Source organism: uncultured Castellaniella sp. (assembly GCF_937988725.1).
Lineage (GTDB): Bacteria > Pseudomonadota > Gammaproteobacteria > Burkholderiales > Burkholderiaceae_B > Castellaniella.
In genome coordinates, this window is record NZ_CALKHS010000009.1 from 400,939 (window position 1) to 419,582 (window position 18,644).

Consider the following 18,644-nt stretch of genomic DNA (forward strand, 5'->3'; position numbering starts at 1 on the left):
GATCCGTCAAGTCCGCGCCGCGCCCAGATCGACCTTCACGCCGATTTCCCGGGCGGTCTCCTGGACCGCCACCAGCAGGCGCCGCGCCCCTGGGCTCTCCGTCTGCGCGGCGATCAGCGCCCCCGACACCCGCACATAATCCGGCCGCAATTCGTGCAGGTACAGCAGGGCGTCGGGCTGCTCGGCGAAGCGCCGCAAGCCCAGCCGCACGCCATGCTCGCGCAGCATCTCGGAAAACTTCATGATCTGCGCCCGATACGACACCAGGCCGTAGGAATCCAGTTCGACCAGCAGGCTGGCGGCCTGATCCGGACGCCCCGTCAGGCGGGCGGCGACCTCGGCCCGGAAATCATCCTGCAGGATGGACGCCAGGGACATGCGCAACGCCAGTTCGCCCGGGTGCGTCGCCAGCCAGTTCAGGCCCAGATTGACGGCCTGCGCATCGCAGGCGGCCGACAGCCCCAGGCGCACGGCGGGCGGCATGAACAGATACCCCGACAGCGGTTCGGACGCGCCGGGTTCCTGCAGCAGCAGGGTCCCCATCATGCAATCCGTGCCGGTCACGGAAGATTCATCGCGCTGCAGGGCCAGGGAGAACCAGCCCTCGTCCAGCGCATTGCGCAGCAGGCTGCGCCAGGCCTGCTCGCCGCCGACCCGGCCCGCGGCGTCCTTGTGCATGTCCTGGTCGGGCAGATATTCGACTTCGTTGCTGCCGGCGCTTTCCGCGCGCATCAGGGCCTCGTCCAGGCGGACCAGCACATCGGAAAGATCCTCGCCGGGCTCATAGTCCGTCAGGACCATGCGCCAGCGGCACAGCCCCGCCTGGCCCAGCTGGATGCGCTGCGCCTGCAGGACGTCGGACACCGCCTTGGCGACCCGGACGGCCACCGGCCCGGGCATCATCGGCAGGACGAAGGCGAAGTCCGAGCCGTTGAGCCGCGCGAGCCAGGCCTGGGGCCCGATCCGGACCCGCAGCAGTTCCAGCACCAGCCGCCCGACGTTGCGCAGCCACTGGTCCACCACCACCCGGCTCATGGACTGGTTCACGGCCTGCAGGTCGCACTGGCGAAACAGCATGACATGGCCGCTGCTGCGGTCCTGGCTGGCGGGCTGCTCCAGCAGGCGCCGCAATTCGTTGATGAAATACTTGCGATTGGCCAGCCCCGTCACCGGATCCTGGTTCAATTCCAGTTGCAGGGACTCGATCCGGGCCTCGCGTTCGGTGGCGGTCGCCCGGACCTGCTCGTGCGTGCGCACGATGGCCTGCGAGACTTCCTGGAGCTCGAGGATGCCGGGGTGGCGCACCGGCGGCAGATCGGCCGTGCCGTCCCCGTCGGCCAGGGCGCGCACCCGCGTCATCACGTCGTCATGCAGGGCGCGGCGCAGCCAGCGCATCAGCAGCCAGATGAACAGGCCCCACAGGATCCCCGCCCCCACGGTCAGGGCCACGATGCGCTCCGTGCTGGTCCACAGCGCGTCGCGCGCGTAGGCGTCGTTGGCCTGCAGACGCACCACGCCCAGTTGCGACCAGCCGTTCGTCACCTGGCGCTGGGCCTCGTGGCGCTGCAACGGCAGCAGATGGCTGAACCAGTCCGGCGCCTGCACGCGGTCGTCCTGCCCGTCGCCGATTTCCCGCCGGATCAGGATCCGCCCGGTCGGGTCCAGGAACTCCACCACCCGGAACTGGCCGCTGTCGAACAGCACCGAAATCAGCAATTCCCGCACGGTGGGGTCCTGGTTGGATGGCTGCGACAAGGTGAGCGCCAGGGACGTGGCCGTGGAATCGCTTTGCGCCTGCAGCTGGGCGTCCAGGTACTGGCGGGCCGAGCCGATGCTGAATATCGTCGCCCCGACCAGGATCACCAGGATCGCCAGCGTCACACTCAACAGCAATTGTCTTAACAAGGACATGACATTCCTTTTCTACGGAATCAGGGTTGAAAGCCTTCGGCCCGCATCTTGCCGAGCAGGTCGCGCCAGCGCCCGATCTGATCGACCGATCGCCGGCCGCCGCCGGGCACATAGATCCCCTCGGCATTGAAGCTGAACACCGGCGTCAGGTCGGGACGCAGGTGCGCGGGCTGGATGCGGTCGACCAGGCTGTCGAGCACCAGGGGTTCGGCCTGCGGCGCGGGGTAGTAGCCGAGCACCATGTGCGCGATGCTCTGGCTGCCGACCTGGGCGCGCACGTAGACCAGCCGCAGTTTGTCGGGCGACACTCCCAGGCGCAGCAGGGAAAAATATTTGCCAATGACATAGTCTTCACAATCCCCCGCCCCCTTCGCCAAGGATTCCAGCGGCGTGGCCCAGTAGTCGGTCTTGCCCCAGATGGTGATGTCTTCCCCGCCGATCAGGGCCTGGTTCCAGAACGCATTGACCTGCCGCAATTTTTCCTGTTCGTCGCCCCCCGCCGCCCGATCCAGCATGGCCTGCCAGGCCTGCACCGCCCGTTCGGCCTTGGCGCCATAGTGCTGGCGGGCATAGGCCGCCAGCTGCATCGGGTCGAACGTCAGGGCTGGCGCCGACCCCCAGGCCAGAGCCAGTCCCCAGACCAAGGCAGTCAGCCCCTGCAGCAGGCCCCGCACCCTGGCAGAAGCCTGCCGACGATCACGCATTCATGGATTTTGATACAAAACCCAACCCACAGGAAGAGGACTGGGAAAAGGACGCTTGTTCCACGGAAAAGACGATAGTAATGGCGCGAACCGGCAACGCCTATTGGCGGGAAAGACAGGCCGCCCCAGGCGCCGACGGCGCACGCGTCGGAAGCAGGCCGCCTTACTCGCAGCGTTCCGATATTTCGATCAGGTTCAGATCGGGGTCGCGCAGATAGATGGACCGGATCGGAAAATTCGCGCCGGTGCGGCGCACCGGGCCTTCGATGATGTCGGCGCCTTTGGCCTGCAGGGTCGCGATGACCTCGTCCAGCGGACCGGACGCGATGAAGCACAAGTCCAGCGCCCCCGGCACCGGCAGGTGCGCCTTGGGTTCGAACTCGCGGCCCTTGACGTGCAGGTTGATCTTCTGTTCGCCGAACTTGAACGCCTTGCGGCCCTGTCCGAAGGTTTCCAGCGTCATGCCCAGCAGCCCGACGTAGAAGTCCACGCAAGCCTGCTCGTCGGTCGTGGTCAGGACCAGGTGGTCGAGATGGTCGATCATGTTCTTGATTCCTTGTCGTGTTCCGATCGGCGCCGCCGGGCCCCGAGGCGCCCGCGCGGCCCCGAAACCCCGTCAGCGCCGGGGAAGAATGTCCAGGACCGTCTCGGAAGGCCGGCACAGGCGGGCGCCCAGGGGCGTGACCACGATGGGACGATTGATGAGGATCGGGTGCTGGAGCATGAAATCGATCAGCTGCTCGTCGGTCCACTTCGGATCCGACAGCCCCAGTTCATCGTACGGCGAACCCTTCTGCCGCAGGACGTCGCGCACGAGCACGCCCATGGCGGCGATCAGGCCCCGCAGGGTTTCACGGTCGGGCGGCGTCTTCAGGTATTCGATGACGGTCGGTTCCGCGCCGCTCTGGCGAATCAATTCCAGCGCCTTGCGCGACGTGCCGCAGGCAGGATTGTGATAGATGATGATTGAACTCATGGGATGCCCTTCGATGCAAAGTTGAAATGTCGTCCTGCGCCCGGCCGATCAACGACCCGGAGCCTGCTTCAGGCTGGCGTCGATCAGATGCGCCGCGGCGTCCGCCAGGTGCCGCACCGGGCCGTCCGCGCCGAGGATCTGGCTGGACACATAGGCGCCCTCCAGCAGCAGCTGCAGGCCGTCGCCCAGCGCCTCGGGGTCGCGGGCGCCCATCCGGCGCGCCAGGTCGGCCAGGCGTTCGCGCACTTTCCGTTTATTGGCCACCGACACCTGCCGGGCGGGATGGTCGGGCGCCGGGTACTCGATGCAGGCGTTGGTCAGGCCGCAGCCCCGGTACCCCGGCAGGCCCGTGCGCTCGGCCAGGCCGGTGAAATAGGCCAGGATCTGCGCGCGCGGATCCCCCGGATGGGCCTCGGCCGCCGCGTCGAAGCGGCGCCAGAACTCGAGCTCGTAATCCTGCAGGTAGGCGGCGGCCAGCTCGTCCTTCGAGGCGAAGCTGCGGTAGAGGCTGGGCTTGGTCACGCCCGCTTCGGCCACGATGGCGTCCACCCCCACCGCCCGGATTCCCTGGTGGTAGAACAGATCCCGCGCGCTGCTGCGGATGCGGTCGGCCGCGCGCGGCGACCCGGCCTTCGGCGCAGGCGTCCGGTCATCCGGCGGCGCGCTGGCTTGCGATGTCTTTTTCATGATTTCGCTTGACGACGTTACTGACCGGTACGTATTATAGGCCGTTCTCCTGAACGTACCGGTCAGTAACATACCATGTCATCTCCCGCACGTCCCGCGAATTCCCCCCTCGTTTCCCGCCTGGGCCAGCGCTACGCCTTCGTCGTGGTCGGCGTCATCTTCTTCTGCCTGCTGTTCTCGGCCGGCCTGCGCGCCACGCCCAGCGTGCTGCTGGACCCGCTGCAGCAGGCCTTCGGCTGGAGCCGGGCCACCATCTCGCTGGCGGCGGCCATCGGCATTTTCTTCTATGGCATGGTGGGGCCCTTCGCCGCCGCCGCCATGGATCATTTCGGCCTGCGCCGCGTGCTGCTGGGGGCGCTGTTCGTCATGGCGGCCTCCTCCGCCGCCAGCGCCTACATGACCCAGACCTGGCATCTCCTCGCCCTGTGGGGCATTTTCTCGGGCATCGGTTCGGGCGCCGTGGCCACGGTGCTGGGCGCGACCATCGCCAATCGCTGGTTCCACAAGCATCGCGGCCTGGCCATGGGGATCCTGACCGCCAGCACCGCCACCGGCAACCTGGTCTTCCTGCCCCTGCTGGCCGCCCTGGCCTCCTCCGGCGACTGGACGCGCGCGGTCTGGGTCGTGGCCGCCGCCATGATGGCGATGGCGCCCCTGGTCTGGCTGCTGGTGCCCGGCCTTCCGGCCGACGTGGGCCTGCTGCCCTACGGCAGCGACCCCGCCAACCCGCCCGCGCCCGCCGCGCCGCGCCCCGGCCTGATCGCCGCCACCTTCGGCGCGCTCAAGCGCGCCAGCCGCACCCGCGCCTTCTGGTTCCTGTTCGCCACCTTCTGGGTCTGCGGCTTCACCACCAACGGGCTGGTGGGCACGCACCTCATCGCCATGTGCGGCGATCACGGCATCGCCGCCGTCCAGGCCGCGGGCCTGCTCGCCCTGATGGGCGTGTTCGACCTCGTCGGCACCACGGCGTCGGGCTGGCTGACCGACCGCTACGACCCGCGCAAGCTGCTCTTCGTCTACTACGGACTGCGCGGCATCTCGCTGATGATGCTGCCCTACACCGACTTCTCGCTCTACAGCCTGTCCATCTTCGCCGTGTTCTACGGCCTGGACTGGATCGCCACCGTGCCGCCCACGCTGCGGCTGGCCACCGACATCTTCGGCGACCGCGACGCCCCGGTCGTGTTCGGCTGGATCGTCGCCGGCCACCAGATCGGCGCCGCCACGGCAGCCTGGATGGGCGGCTTCGTCCGCGAAATTTCCGGCAGCTATCTGCTGGCCTTCGTGCTCTCGGGCGCCACCGGCCTCATCGCCGCCGTGATCGCGCTGATGATCAAGCGGCGGCCCGCGACGGGCGAACTGGCGATGGCCTGAGGCGGTGCCTGGTCAGCTTGCGCGTCCCGTCAGCACTCGCGGTAGCTGCCGGAAAAGATCTCGCTCACGGGGGGATGTCCATGAGTGCGCTCGGGGTACTTCCGGACGAGTCCGTCGAACTGGGCCTGAGCCCGGGCCTGAGCACGCTCCGCATCGAAGCCGGCCACCTGGCCGTCCCGGGCCGACAAGCGGCCGTCGACAAACACGGCCTTGACCAGGGAGCCATGCCCCCCGATCATGAGGGTCTGAACCGGGTCGATGGCGGGCCCGGTGCGCACGCTGGCCAGGTCGAACACCACGATATCGGCCTTGCAGCCGGCGGCCAGGCGCCCGATGTCGTCGCGGCCCAGCGCCCTGGCGCCGCCGAGGGTGGCCGCATCGTAGAATTCCTCCGCGCGGCAGGCATCGGCGCGGCCCTCCACCACACGGCACAGCATCATGCCGGCCGCCAGGTTCGCCAGCATGTCGGGCGGAGCGGTATCGGTGCCCATGGCCACATTGATGCCCATGTCCCGACAGCGGCGGAACGAACGCAGCACACTGCCGCCGCGCGCGGACACCAGCGGGCAGTGGACGATGCTCACGCCATGATCTCCGTAGAGCGCCAGATCCTCGGGCGTGGCATGGGTGGCGTGGGGCGCGATGAGCCTGTCGGACAGCAGGCCGAGGCTGTGCAGCCAGCCTGGCGCGCCCATGCCGTGCAGGGCGCGCACCGTGTCCACTTCCATGGCCCCCTGGGCCATGTGCAGCCGAACCGGCAGGCCACGCTCCCGCGCGGCCCGCATCGTGGCCCGCAACAGATCGGCGGTGCAGGTTTCCACTCGGTCGGGCGCCAGCAGGGCGCGCACCAGGCCGCCATGACTGCCCTCGTAGCGTTCCTGGAAAGCCAGGGCGGCCTTCAGCCCCTCCAGGCCGCGCGACTCGTCGAAGCGCGGCTCGATGGCGCCATCCTGCTTCACCACCATGCCTCCTGAGCGATAGGCGGGACCCAGGTAGACGCGCAAGCCCAGTTCGGCGGCGATGTCGGCCGCGTCGGCGAACTCCTCCACCGTCTCGCCCCAGGCCCGGTAGAACAAGGAGGCGACGGGCGCCGCCGTGGTGATGCCGTTGCGCAGCAGCTGCGCGAAGGCATAGCGCTTCTGGAACGCCAGTTCCTGGGGGGTGTACATCTCGTAGGGACCGCGTGCGACGTAGGTCTCCGGCCAGACCCGGCCCTTTTTCCAGGCCGGCTGATTGTCGTAGGCGAGCACGGTCGTATCCAGATCCGACAGCGCATCGAGATCGACGAAGCCCGGCCCCACCAGGGCCGGCCCGAGATCGATGCGCCGGGCGACCGCGCCGGAATAGCGATGGCCCGCATACACGATCCGCGCGCCGTCGAACACCAGCTGTCCATCGCGGTACAGCACGTGCGCGCCATCCACATGCCCCATGACCCATTGCGCCTGCAACAGGGTGGGGCCTTCGGGGCGCCGGCCCAGCGCCAAGGTATCGAGCGTCATGACGAGTCGGGAACTCCTGTCGTGGAGTGAAGAGCCGGCGCGTCCAGCGCCGCGCGGACGATGGCGTCCAACGGTTCGCCGCGCAGGCCGATGTAGACCAGCCGGTTGGGCGTCTCCCCGGCCGCGTCGGGCGGCATGCCCGCCATGGCCTGGAAACGCACTCGCCGACCGGCGAAATGCACGACGGCCGGACCATGGCGGTCCGTCACGACCCAGCCCTTGATCCGGATGACGGCGCGGGGCAGCTGCTTGAGCGCCCGGACCAGGCGGTCCGCGGACAAGACGCCCTCTCCCCTCCACACGCCGCTCTCGAAGGGATGATCGGGATCGGCGTGATCCGCCCCATGGTCGTGATCGCGCCCGCCCCCGTCACCCGGCGCCCCCGTCAGGCCCATCAGGGCCTGAAGAGCCACTTGGCCGTGTGTCGCCTCGATCATGGGCGCAGCCCCGAAGCGCCGCGCCAGTTCGGCCCGCAGCCTCGCCACGCCGTCGTCCGGCAGCAGATCAAGCTTGTTCAGGACGAGCAGATCGGCCGACGCCATCTGCCGCCCGACGGTATCGGCTATCAGGGGGTCGTCCGCTTGAACCAGGATCTGCTCCGCGTCCACCAGGACGACGGTGCCTTCCAGTTGCAGCATCGGGTCGGACATCCCGACCTGCGCGATACGGCCCGGATCCGAAACGCCGCTGGCTTCGATGACGATCCACTCGGGAGGCGGGTCCTGGCTCAGCACGCGAATCAGGGCCGCATCCAGCCCAGAGCCCATGGAGCAGCAGATGCAGCCGTTGCTCAGGCTGATGGTGTCGCCGCCATGCTGCGCGATCAGGCGCGCATCGACATTGATGGGGCCGAAGTCGTTGACCAGCACCGCGACCCGCCGGCCGGCCGCATTGTGCAGCAGGTGGTTGAGCAGCGTCGTCTTGCCCGCCCCCAGGAAGCCGCCCAGCACCGTGAGCGGTATGCGCCGCGCCGCGTCCATTTCAGCAAACGGCAGGCAGGTCCAGGGGCCGGCCGCCCAGCACCGTGCCGACCACCGCCACGTCCTTGAGGTCTTCGGGGCGCTGCGTCAGCGGATCGCGGTCCAGCACGCAGAAATCCGCGTACTTGCCGACCTCGATGGAGCCGATGCGATCATCCAGGCTCAGCGTGTAGGCGGCGCCCAGCGTGATGGCGCGCAGCGCATCCGCGACGCCGATGCGCTCGCCCTCGCCCAGCACCCGGCCGGAGGCGGTGCGCCGGTTCACCGCGCACCAGGCGGTGAACAGAGGGCCGATGGGCGTGATGGGCGCATCCGAGTGCATGGCGAACGGCACCCCCAGGCGCTGCGCCGTCGCGCAGGCGTCGATGCGCTTGGCCCGGTCCGGGCCCATCGTCATCTCATAGTGGGCATCGCCCCAGTAGAAGATGTGGTTCGCAAACAGGTTCGCGCACAGGCCGAGCCTGGCCATCCGGCGGAACTGGGCCGCGTCCGCCATCTGGCAGTGCTGCAGCGTGTGGCGATGATCGAAGCGCGGATGGATCTGCTGCGCCCGCTCGACGGCGTCGAGCGCGACCTGCGTCGCCTCGTCGCCATTGGTGTGGATGTGCAGCTGGATGCCGGCGCGGTGATAGGCCTCGACCACGGGAATCAGATCGGCGGGCGGCATGACCCAGATGCCGTTGGGCGCCCCGTTGTAGTAGCCAGGCCAGCGCAGGCGCGCGGTGAAGCCCTGGATCGACCCGTCGACCACCAGCTTGACCAGGCCCAGGTGCAGCTTGTCGTGATTCAGTTTTTTCAGCGACTCCAGCTTGCGCAGGCAGGCCTCCACGTCGCGACCGAACAGCATGCCCGAGGCGGCCGGCACGATGCGCACCGGAAAATCTTCCCGCGCGGTGACCCGGGCCAGCTCGCGCACGCCGTCTTCGTCCAGGTCGTTGAGCAGATCGGCGGCCGTGGTCACGCCGGCGTATTGCGAGACCTTGCCGAACATGTCCAGGCAGGCCTCGCTCTGGCTCAGCGTCGCCAGCGGATTGCCCAGCATGCGCGTCACGGGGAACATGGCGGCGAACTCCAGCAACTCGCCGTTGGGCTCGCCGTCGTCGAAACGCGAGATTCCTTCGATATCGGTGTCGCGGTCGATGCCGGCCAGCGCCAACGCCCGGCTGTTGACGTTCATCAGGTGGATGCTGGCATGGATGACGATCACCGCACGCTCGGTCGAGACCTGATCCAGATGCCGCACCGTCATGCGCTGGGCGCCGAAATAGATGGGATCGAACCCCCAGCCCACCAGATGTTCGTCCGGCTTCAGCTTGCGCTGGGCCTCGGACAGGCGTCGCACGACACCCTCGAAAGTCTTCAGGCCTTCCCACAAGGTGCCGTCCGGGCCGCGCCGGTCGTAGTACCCCACGTAGACGTAGCGCCAGACCACGCCTTCGAAAAGATGGGAATGCCCTTCGACCAGACCCGGCATCAGGATCCGGTCGGCATAGCGGTCGTCGTGCCGCACGGGCCCCCAGGCCTGCGCTTCTTCCTGGCTGCCCACCGCCAGGATGCGCCCTTCTCTGACGGCCACGTGCGTCGCGAAGGGTTGCGCGGGATTCATGGTCAGGATCCGCCTGGCGCTGAACACGGTGATCGGTGATTTCACGGGTTGGCTCATGCCATCCGCTCCATCGCGCCCGCCGCCTGGCGCCCGTCCAGGGGCGCCGTCACCCCGCCGTTCTGCGCCGTGACGAGATGGCAGGCGACCTTGTGTCCCGGCAGGACCTCGCGCAACGGCGGCGCATCCCGCCTGCAAATGTCCTGGGCCGCCGGGCAGCGCCCGGCGAAGCGGCAACCCGCAGGCGGATTGATCGGGCTGGGGGGATCGCCCTGGAGCTTGATCCGATTGGCGGCTTTTTCCCGGCCGCCTCCCACCGTCGGCACCGCCGACATGAGGGCGACGCTATACGGATGCAAGGGCCGCGAGAAGAACGCTTCGCGCGAAGCCTGCTCCACCACCTGCCCGAGATACATCACCGCAATGTCGTCGCAGATGTGCTCCACCACCGCCATGTCGTGGCTGATGAACAGGAAGGACTGGCCCCGCTCGCGCTGGATCCGCCGCAACAGGTTCAGGATCTGGGCGCGAATGGCGATGTCCAGCGCCGACACCGGCTCGTCGCACACGATGAGCTGCGGGTCCGACGCCAGCGCGCGCGCCACGTTCAGGCGCTGCCGCTGGCCGCCCGAGAACTGGTGCGGAAACAGCATCCGCTGCTCCTCGCGCAGGCCCACGAGCCGGAACAGCTCGCCCACTTTGTCCCGCTGTTCGGCGGGAGTCCCGATGCCCATGAGAATCAGGGGCATGCGCACGATATCGCCGGCGCGCTGGCGCGGATTGAGCGAAGAATACGGATCCTGGAACACCAGCTGCAGCTGCCTGCGCTGCTGACGCAGCGCCTCGCCTTCCATCGAGGTGATGTCCACTCCGTTGAAATGGATGGAGCCCTGAGTGACCGGCGCCAGGCGCATGACGGACAAGGCCGTGGAGGTCTTGCCCGACCCCGATTCCCCGACGATCGCCAGGGTCCGGCCGCGCAGCACGTCGAACGACACCCCGTCGACCGCATGCACCACCACGGGCTCCGAGTTCCACCCGGCGCGCTTCACGTGGTAATGGACCTTCAGGTCGCGGACCGACAGCAGCGGTCCGGCGGATTGAGTCCCGTTCATGAGCGCTCCTCATACAGCCAACAAGAGACTTTCTGCGTGGGGCCGGTCTGGAAGGCCGGCGGGAATTCCTGCCGGCACCTGGGCATGACGCTGGCGCAGCGATCCGCGAAGGGACAACCCACGCCGCGCTGCCAGACCGATGGCACCACGCCCGGGATCTCGGGCAGATCGGGCCGATCCTCGGTGGGCGCGGGGTCCAGTTCCGGCAGACAGGCGATCAGGCCGGAGGTATAGGGATGCCGCGGCTGCTTCAGTATCTCCGCAGTCAGGCCCTCCTCGACGACGCGGCCGCCATACATCACGACCACGCGGTCGGACATCTCCGACACCGCGCCCATGTCGTGCGTGATCATGACGATGGCGGTGCCGCGGCGTTGCTGCTGCTCTCGCAGCAGGTCGAATATCTGGGCCTGCACGGTCACGTCCAGCGCCGTGGTCGGTTCGTCGGCGATCAGCACGTCCGGATCGCAGGCCAGCGCCATGGCGATCATGACGCGCTGGCGCATGCCGCCGGACATCTGGTGAGGGTACTCGTCCACACGGCGCTCAGGCGCCGGGATCTCGACGGAACGCAGGATATCGATCGCGCGCTTGCGGGCGTCTTCCTTGCTCAGGCCCTGGTGCAGGCGCAGGGGTTCCGAAATCTGGTCGCCCACCGTGTAGACGGGGTTCAGGGCCGTCATGGGCTCCTGGAAAATCATGGAGATCTTGTTGCCCCGGATCCGCCGCATTTCCGGCACGCTGTAGCGAGCCAGGTCGGCGCCCCTCAGTTCAATGGCCCCCGTATTGATGCGGCCCGGATCGGGGATCAGGCGCATGATGGCGAGCGCCGTCATGCTCTTGCCGCAACCCGATTCGCCCACCAGACAGACGGTCTCCCCGGCGAGCACCTCGAAACTGACGTCGTTCAGCACCGGGGCGACGCCTTTGCGTCCCGCGAACTCCACGCTCAGGCGACTCACCTTGAGCAAGGGCTCCTGCGTTTCAGTCGTGCGATCCATGCCGCTCATGCCCGCTCCCGCAATCTCGGATTAAACGCATCGTTCAGGCCGTCGCCGATCAGGCTGACCGCCAGGACCGTCAGGAAAATAGCCACGCCGGGCAGCGTCACCGCCCACCATGCGTCCAGAATATAGGGCCGGCTGCTGCCGATCATCAGTCCCCAGCTCATCATGTTGGGGTCGCCCAGCCCCAGGAACGAGAGGCCGGCCTCGAACAGGATGGCCGTCCCCACCGCCAGCGTGGCCGACACGATGAGCGGCGCCACGGCATTGGGCAGGATGACTTTCCAGATGATGCGGCCGCTACCGGCGCCGATCACGCGCTCGGCCAGCACGTAGTCCAGCTGCTTCAAGCGCAGGAATTCCCCGCGGGCCAGGCGCGCCGTGCTGGTCCAGCTGACGACGCCGATGGCGATGGCGCTGGTCCACAAGGTCGGCGAGAACAGGGTGACGAGCACCATGGCGAACAGTAGCGCCGGCAGCACCTGGAAGAACTCGGTGATCCGCATCAGGACTTCGTCCACCCAGCCGCCGTAATACCCCGCCAGGGCGCCGATGACGACACCGATGAACACCGACAGAAAGGCGGCCACGATCCCCACCAGCAGCGTGGCCCGTCCGCCGAAGATCAGGCCGGTCAGGACATCGCGGCCCAGGTAGTCGCTGCCCAGGATGGCGAATTCGGAGCCGGGCGGATCCATCGGCGGCGCCACCAGGTCGAACGGGTCCACGTCCATCAGCATGGGACCGAACACCGCCACGGCCACGATCGCCAGCAAGAGCACGAGCCCGAAGATGGAGGACGGGTTCCGGCAGAACACCCGCAGCGCCTCGCGCCAGGGGCTGGGCGGCTTTGCGATGGGCGCCGCCGGCGCCGCGAGGGTGGAGTGCGTCATGCTTTGATCCTCGGATCGATGAGGCGGTAAGCCAGGTCGGTGAGCTGGTTCATGACCACCACCAGCAGGGAAGCGAACAGCAGGATGCCCAGCATGGTGGGATAGTCCCGCCGCAGCACGGAATCAAAGGCCAGCCGGCCCAGGCCGGGCCAGTTGAAGACCGTCTCGACCAGGATGGCGCCCGCCAGGACATTGCCGAACTGCAGGCCCAGCATGGTCACCACGGGCAGCACGGCATTGCGCAGGGCATGCTTGTACAGCACGATGGTTTCGGACAGGCCTTTGGCGCGCGCCGTCCTGATGTAGTCCGCAGCCAGCGACTCCATCATGCTGGCGCGCGCCAGACGGCTGTACTGCGCCACATAGATGAACGCCAGCGCGAAGGCCGGCAGCACCAGGTGATGCAGCACGTCCAGGACGCCGGCCAGCCCTCCGTTATCCATCCCCGCCGTGCGCATGTCGGATACCGGGAAAATCGGGAAGATGGAGGCGAACAGAATGATGAGGACGATGCCGGTCCAGAAGACCGGCGCCGAATAGCCCACCAGGGACAGGAACGTGACCACCTGAGAGAGCGGACCGTTGGGCTTCCTGGCGGCCAGCGCCCCCAGGAGCGTACCGACGAGAAAAGCCGCCAGGACGGAGACGACGACCAGCAGCAGCGTGGCCGGAACCCGCTCCCAGATCAGCGATGCGACGGGCGCATTGAAAAAATACGACTGCCCCAGGTCGCCCTGGACGACTCGACCCAGATAGATGCCCAGCTGCACGATAAAGGGCTTGTCCAGACCGAACTGCTCGCGCAGCTGGGCACGGAGGTCCTCGCTCATGCCGCCCATCGACCCCGCGATCGTCTCCACGGGATCTCCGGGCGAAATGTGGATCAGCAGGAAATTCAGCGTGATGACCGCCAGCAGCAGGGCTGCCGCATAGGCCAGCCGTTTCAGGATATAGCGCAGCATCTCGACCGTCCGCGGCTGATTACTTCAGATAGACATCATCCAGAGGCGACAGCGGCCCCCAGATGCTGGCCGGGGGATTGCCCACCTTGTCGGACACCAGGGTGTGGAACGGCATCTGAGCCAGGAAGATCAAGGGAACGTCGTGGGTGACGATCTGTTCGAACTCCGCGTACAGCGCCTTGCGTTTCTCCACGTCCATTTCCACGGCAGCCTGTTCCAGCAGCTCATCCACCCGCTTGTTGGAATACGACTGCGTGTTCGTCCAGATGATGGGCCGGATGTTGGACGACAGGTAGGTGCGGTGCACGCCGATCACCGGGTCGCCCCAGTTCCAGACGTTGTCCGTCGTCATGTCGAAATCGTGGTTGGCAATGAGCTTGGTCCAGGACGGCAGGTCGGCGGAAGCGCGCAGTTCCACGGTGACGCCCACTTTCTTCAACTGCGCCCGGGCATACTCGGCCACGTTCTTGCTCAGCGATTCCATGCCGGGCATGTAGTCGATCGTCATCTTGAAGCGCTCGCCGCCGGCGCCGCGCTTCAAGCCCGCCTCGTCCAGCAATTGTTCGGACTTCTTGAGGTCCACCTTGTAGATCGTCAGATCCTTGGTGGCATACGGGCTGGAATTGACGATCGGCCCGTCGGAAGGCTTGGCGAAGCCCGCCGTGAGCACCTTGGTGATGAAGTTCTTGTCCAGCGCATAAGCGATGGCCTGGCGCACGCGCACGTCGTCGAACGGCTTGCGCGCGGTATTGATGGCCAGCCAGCTCAAGGCGCCCACGCCTTCGTAGCCTTTCTCCAGCGAGACGATGTTCTTGTCCTTGGCCGCCCGGCGCAGCTGAGTGGGGTCGGTCATGAACGGCAGCATCTGGATGTCGCCGCGCTCCAGCCCGATCAGCAACGTCGTCGAATCCGGGTTGATCTGGTAGACCAGTTTGTCCAGATGAGGCTTGCCCTTCAGGAAATACTTGTCGAAGCGTTCCAGCACCACTTCCTTGCCCGGCACGAACTCCTTGAACTTGAAAGGCCCGGAGCCCACCACGTTCTGGGAATTGCGCGGGTGCGATTTCAGGTCCTGGCCATCGCCGTAGATGTGCTTGGGCATGATGGGCGCGAGCGCCGGCGACAGCGCGATCAGCAGCGCCGGATGCGGGCGCGACAGCCGGATGACGGCCGTATGCGGGTCGGGCGTGTCCACGGCCTCCACGGCGCTGAACATCGTCTGGAAGGGGTGGTTGGCCTTGATGGCCATCAGGGAAAAGGCCACGTCCTCGGACGTGATGGGCTGCCCGTCGTGGAAGAAGGCGTCGGGGCGCAGCTTCACCGTCAGCGCCTTGCCGTCGGCCGACCATTCCCAGGACGTCGCCAGGTAGGGCTGGGGGTTCCACTGATCGTCGTAGCGCAGCAGGCTGGCGAACAATTGGGTGCTGGGCAATCCCGTGGCCAGGCCGGACTGCACCGCGCCGTTCAGGTGCCGAGGCGCCTGGTACTGGCCGATGACCAGCGTGCCGCCCTGCTTGGGCTGTTCGGCCGCGATGGCCCCGGTGGCGAACAAGGCCGCGACGGCAGCGGCGGCGACCATCCTCCTGGCCAGTTTCAGCGTGCTCATGTCGTGTCTCCAGAAATCAGATTGAGGCGTCTTCGAAGGGCCTTCTGTTTTGATTCAGATCAGGAATGATCGAGCCAATCATCAATGGATTCGGTTTGGCCTCATAGAGCCAAATCCCAGGTTTCCATGGGGCCAGATCAGCGCCGCCAGGACGAAGAGCCTCCTTTTCAGAGGGGCGCCAGGCTCCCCCAGGGATAACCATGATAGGGATAACCTGCGCAGCGAATCACGCCGCTTTCCGGCTGGGGAAACACGGCTGGCTCCATCGCCAATCCGCGTGTGGCTCTGTTCCATCCCGGCCCGGTCCGCTAGTGTCTGGCCGATCAGCCCTGTTGACGAACAAACGAACGGGCGAACGGACCACGAGGAGCGAAGCGATGGGCACGGCGATACGGATCGACGAAGACAGACTGTGGAACAGCCTGATGGAACTGGCGCGCATCGGGGCGACCCCGGCAGGCGGCGTGAACCGGCAGGCCCTGACCGAACTGGACGGACAAGCGCGCGCCCTGTTCTCGGCCTGGTGCCGGGAAGCCGGCTGCGTCCTGCGCACCGATCCCATCGGCAACCTCATCGCGCGCCGCCCCGGGCGGAACGACAGCCAGCCCGCGATCATGATGGGCAGCCACCTCGACAGCCAGCCCACCGGCGGCAAGTTCGACGGCGCCTACGGCGTCATGGCGGGCCTGGAAGTGCTGCGCGCGCTGCATGCGGCCGGCATCGAGACGGAGCGTCCCATCGAGGTCGTCGCATGGACCAACGAGGAAGGCGCCCGCTTCGCCCCCTCGATGATGGGTTCGCAGGTCTACGCCGGCTTGATGGGCCTGGACGAAGCCCTGGCCGTCCGGGACACGGAAGGCGTCAGCGTGGCCGAAGCGCTGGCGCGCATCGGCGCACAGGGCATGGCCGACTCCGGCAGCCGGCCCGCGGCCTATTTCGAGGCGCACATCGAACAGGGCCCCCTCCTGGAGGCCGAGCGGAAAACCATCGGGGTCGTGTCGGGCGGCCAAGGCCAGTGCTGGTTCCAGATGACGCTCACAGGGCGCGCCAGCCATGCGGGCACGACACCCATGGACATGCGCAGCGACGCCCTGGTGGGCGCCGCCGCGATCATCGGCGCCCTGGACCGCATCGGCCGCGCGCATCCGCCGGGCTGCGCGACCGCGGGCCGGATTCTGGTGTCGCCCAACAGCCCCAACGTCATCCCGGACTCCGTCTACCTGACGGCCGAGATCCGCCACCCCGACGACGCCGTCCGGGCAGCCATGGAACTGGAATTCCGCGCGGCGGCGGACGAAGCCGTCAAGCTCAATCACCTGGATCTGAACCTGGCCAAGGTGCTGGAGCAGCCGGCCGCGCCCTTCGATCCCGCCTGCATCGCCGCCATCCGCCAGGCGGCCGAACGCAACGGCTATCCGAGCATGGAGATCATCAGCGGCGCCGCGCACGATGCGGTGGCCCTGTCGCGCATCGTGCCGACCGGCATGGTGTTCGTGCCCTGCGCGGGGGGCGTCAGTCACAACGAGCTCGAAAGCGCGGAATCCGGCGATCTGGCCGCGGGCTGCCAGGTACTCGCCGAAGCCGTCCTGGCCTATGCGCGCGTCTCCGATCCCGTCACGCCGTCCCGATAGCGATCGGGCACTGGACGCATCGGACGATGGGCCGGCTGGGCGGGATGCCATATACTTTCCCCAAGCATCTGACGCGAGGATGACCGGAATGAAAAGAAGAACCCTACTGGCCGCGGCGCTGGCCGCAGGCATCGCACTGACTTCCGGAGCCCGGGCCGCCCCGCCCGAGGGCAAGGGGCAAGGCCATGGCGGCGGCAACCCCCACGGCAAGGGGAACAAAGGACAGGGCAATTCCGACGGCAAGTCGGGCAAAGGGAATTCCGGCAAGGCCGGACACGACGACCGGCGGGCTTCCTATGATGCGCACGGCCGGAATCGCGAGTACTTCGACGACCACCGGGACGATCACGGCCGCCTGCGCGGCGGCGATTCCTACGCCGGCCTCGTCTATGCGGGGATCACGGCGTCCGTGGCACGCCGATACGCAAGCGATTACGGCCTGGGCGGGTATTCCTCGCTGCCGCCCGGCATCCGCAAGAACCTGGCGAGGGGCAAGCCCCTGCCTCCGGGCATCGCCAAGAAGATCGCGCCGGGACCGCTATTGGGCCGCCTGCCCCGATACGACGGCTACGAATGGCGCGTGGCGGGAACCGACCTGGTCCTGATCGCCATCGGCACCGCCGTGGTGGCGGACATCCTGTACGACGTGTTCGACTGAATCCCGCGGGCGGGAAGAAAAGCCCTAGCCCTCGAACTGGTTGAATGCCTCCAGCGCGCGGGCGGAATAGACATAGGCCGCGCCGGCATTCAGCGCGATGGCGGTCCCCAGCGCTTCCGCGACTTCTTCTTCCGTGGCCCCCGCCTTGCGGGCGGCCGCCGAATGCGAGGAAATGCACCCGTCGCAGCGCGTCGTGACGGCAACGGCCAGCGAAATCAGCTCGCGCGTCTTGTCATCCAACGCCGTGCCGCGGCTGACGGCCTCGTTCAGGCCGCGGTACGCGCTCGTGACGGCATGATTCTTCTCGGCCAGCCGTCCGGCGGCTTTTCTCAGGTTGCTCAGGGTATCGGGCCAGTTGTTCATCATTCGAAAATCTCCTTCAACGGATCATCGGTCCGGAGATGCCTCCGGACCATCGGGTCGATATGGCGGGCATCCCGGATGGATCAGCCCGGGGGGGCCCAGAGATTGGGCACCATCGTATTGGAATAGCCGGACACGAATTCCTTGCGCTGCCCGGTATCGGCGCTGTAGACGCTGCGGCGGATGCGGCCGATGTTGCCGCCGTACAGGTGGATGCTGATGGACACCCGATCGTCGTAGGCATTGCGCACGCGGTGAATGTCGCCGATGCTCGGGGAAACGCAGGCCAGCTCTCCGGGCGCCAGCGTTTTCTCCGGGCCCGCGGGCTCCAGCCCGCCCGCCGTCTGGCGATAGGGCTGGTCGCATTCCGACCCTCTCAGCATGCCGATGACGCCCCATACCGTATGGTCGTGCACCGGGGTTTTCTGCCCCGGCCCCCAGACGAAGCTGACCAGGGAAAAGCGGTCCCGGGGATCGCCGTACAGCAGATACTGGCGGTAGTACTCCGGGTGGGGCCGGGCCAGTTCCTCCGGCAGCCAGTCATCCACGGCGACCAGATCCGCCATCACATCCCTTGCCTCGCTCAGGATCCGCGGTTCGTCCAGCCCGGAACGTTCGACCATCTCGCTCAATGCGGCAATGGCGCCTAAAAGTCTTTCGTGAGCCATCTTCTCG

General features: G+C 67.3%; 18 protein-coding genes. 3 read left to right on the forward strand and 15 right to left on the reverse strand.

The features are described 5' to 3' along the window. Window positions 1-6 precede the first annotated feature (6 nt). The 5 genes from Q0263_RS09395 to Q0263_RS09415 all read right to left on the reverse strand — a co-directional run bounded on the left by Q0263_RS09395 (window position 7) and on the right by Q0263_RS09415 (window position 4,278). Window positions 7-1,911: a LapD/MoxY N-terminal periplasmic domain-containing protein gene (locus tag Q0263_RS09395; RefSeq protein ID WP_298015509.1), complete on the reverse strand. Its 1,905-nt coding sequence runs from the start codon at window positions 1,909-1,911 to the stop codon at window positions 7-9. A 20-nt stretch (window positions 1,912-1,931) separates the two neighbouring features. Continuing rightward, the gene (locus tag Q0263_RS09400) at window positions 1,932-2,615 is read right to left on the reverse strand and encodes a transglutaminase-like cysteine peptidase (protein WP_298015510.1); all 684 of its coding nucleotides are present in this window, start codon (window positions 2,613-2,615) and stop codon (window positions 1,932-1,934) included. Window positions 2,616-2,778: 163 nt separating this feature from the next. Further along, window positions 2,779-3,159 carry a VOC family protein gene (locus tag Q0263_RS09405; RefSeq protein WP_298015511.1) on the reverse strand — a complete coding sequence of 127 codons (381 nt, stop codon included), beginning with the start codon at window positions 3,157-3,159 and terminating at the stop codon, window positions 2,779-2,781. Between the two features lie 72 nt (window positions 3,160-3,231). Next, on the reverse strand, window positions 3,232-3,591 hold the full coding sequence (gene arsC / locus Q0263_RS09410; RefSeq protein ID WP_298015512.1) for an arsenate reductase (glutaredoxin): 360 nt from the start codon (window positions 3,589-3,591) through the stop codon (window positions 3,232-3,234). Between the two features lie 48 nt (window positions 3,592-3,639). Continuing rightward, window positions 3,640-4,278, reverse strand: coding sequence for a TetR/AcrR family transcriptional regulator (locus Q0263_RS09415; protein ID WP_298015513.1), 639 nt, complete (start codon window positions 4,276-4,278; stop codon window positions 3,640-3,642). 75 nt (window positions 4,279-4,353) lie between these two features. Between Q0263_RS09415 and Q0263_RS09420 the strand changes: the two genes are divergently transcribed. Further along, complete coding sequence (locus tag Q0263_RS09420) at window positions 4,354-5,652, forward strand: MFS transporter (protein WP_298015514.1); 1,299 nt, start codon at window positions 4,354-4,356, stop codon at window positions 5,650-5,652. 29 nt (window positions 5,653-5,681) lie between these two features. On the opposite strand, the gene Q0263_RS09425 is transcribed toward Q0263_RS09420, so the two are convergent. The 8 genes from Q0263_RS09425 to Q0263_RS09460 are packed head-to-tail and all read right to left on the reverse strand — an operon-like array spanning window position 5,682 to window position 15,317. Further along, entirely contained in the window at window positions 5,682-7,154 is a 1,473-nt protein-coding gene (locus Q0263_RS09425) for an amidohydrolase family protein (protein WP_298015515.1), read from the reverse strand. Continuing rightward, window positions 7,151-8,134 carry a CobW family GTP-binding protein gene (locus Q0263_RS09430; RefSeq protein ID WP_298015516.1) on the reverse strand — a complete coding sequence of 328 codons (984 nt, stop codon included), beginning with the start codon at window positions 8,132-8,134 and terminating at the stop codon, window positions 7,151-7,153. The genes Q0263_RS09425 and Q0263_RS09430 overlap by 4 nt, the downstream gene beginning before the upstream one ends. 1 nt (window position 8,135) lies before the next feature. Then, window positions 8,136-9,797 carry an amidohydrolase gene (locus Q0263_RS09435; protein WP_298015517.1) on the reverse strand — a complete coding sequence of 554 codons (1,662 nt, stop codon included), beginning with the start codon at window positions 9,795-9,797 and terminating at the stop codon, window positions 8,136-8,138. Continuing rightward, window positions 9,794-10,852 (reverse strand): oligopeptide/dipeptide ABC transporter ATP-binding protein, encoded by a 1,059-nt coding sequence (locus tag Q0263_RS09440; protein WP_298015518.1) that lies wholly within the window; start codon window positions 10,850-10,852, stop codon window positions 9,794-9,796. Before Q0263_RS09440 ends, Q0263_RS09435 begins: the two co-directional genes overlap by 4 nt. Beyond that, window positions 10,849-11,862 carry an ABC transporter ATP-binding protein gene (locus Q0263_RS09445; RefSeq protein WP_298015519.1) on the reverse strand — a complete coding sequence of 338 codons (1,014 nt, stop codon included), beginning with the start codon at window positions 11,860-11,862 and terminating at the stop codon, window positions 10,849-10,851. The genes Q0263_RS09440 and Q0263_RS09445 overlap by 4 nt, the downstream gene beginning before the upstream one ends. After that, window positions 11,859-12,749 carry an ABC transporter permease gene (locus Q0263_RS09450; protein ID WP_298015520.1) on the reverse strand — a complete coding sequence of 297 codons (891 nt, stop codon included), beginning with the start codon at window positions 12,747-12,749 and terminating at the stop codon, window positions 11,859-11,861. Before Q0263_RS09450 ends, Q0263_RS09445 begins: the two co-directional genes overlap by 4 nt. Beyond that, window positions 12,746-13,711, reverse strand: coding sequence for an ABC transporter permease (locus Q0263_RS09455; RefSeq protein ID WP_298015521.1), 966 nt, complete (start codon window positions 13,709-13,711; stop codon window positions 12,746-12,748). The genes Q0263_RS09450 and Q0263_RS09455 overlap by 4 nt, the downstream gene beginning before the upstream one ends. 19 nt (window positions 13,712-13,730) lie before the next feature. After that, entirely contained in the window at window positions 13,731-15,317 is a 1,587-nt protein-coding gene (locus Q0263_RS09460; protein WP_298015522.1) for an ABC transporter substrate-binding protein, read from the reverse strand. A gap of 377 nt (window positions 15,318-15,694) precedes the next feature. Between Q0263_RS09460 and Q0263_RS09465 the strand changes: the two genes are divergently transcribed. Both Q0263_RS09465 and Q0263_RS09470 read left to right on the forward strand, forming a co-directional pair. Then, on the forward strand, window positions 15,695-16,948 hold the full coding sequence (locus tag Q0263_RS09465; RefSeq protein WP_298015523.1) for a Zn-dependent hydrolase: 1,254 nt from the start codon (window positions 15,695-15,697) through the stop codon (window positions 16,946-16,948). A gap of 88 nt (window positions 16,949-17,036) precedes the next feature. Beyond that, window positions 17,037-17,606 carry an anti-virulence regulator CigR family protein gene (locus Q0263_RS09470; protein WP_298015524.1) on the forward strand — a complete coding sequence of 190 codons (570 nt, stop codon included), beginning with the start codon at window positions 17,037-17,039 and terminating at the stop codon, window positions 17,604-17,606. A 24-nt stretch (window positions 17,607-17,630) separates the two neighbouring features. Here the strand turns inward: Q0263_RS09470 and Q0263_RS09475 are convergent, their stop codons facing one another. Together Q0263_RS09475 and Q0263_RS09480 are read right to left on the reverse strand one after the other, a co-directional pair. Beyond that, the gene (locus Q0263_RS09475) at window positions 17,631-17,972 is read right to left on the reverse strand and encodes a carboxymuconolactone decarboxylase family protein (RefSeq protein ID WP_298015525.1); all 342 of its coding nucleotides are present in this window, start codon (window positions 17,970-17,972) and stop codon (window positions 17,631-17,633) included. An 80-nt stretch (window positions 17,973-18,052) separates the two neighbouring features. Then, a complete protein-coding gene (locus Q0263_RS09480) occupies window positions 18,053-18,637 on the reverse strand; it encodes a cysteine dioxygenase (RefSeq protein ID WP_298015526.1) in 585 nt (194 codons plus the stop codon). Window positions 18,638-18,644: the final 7 nt, after the last annotated feature.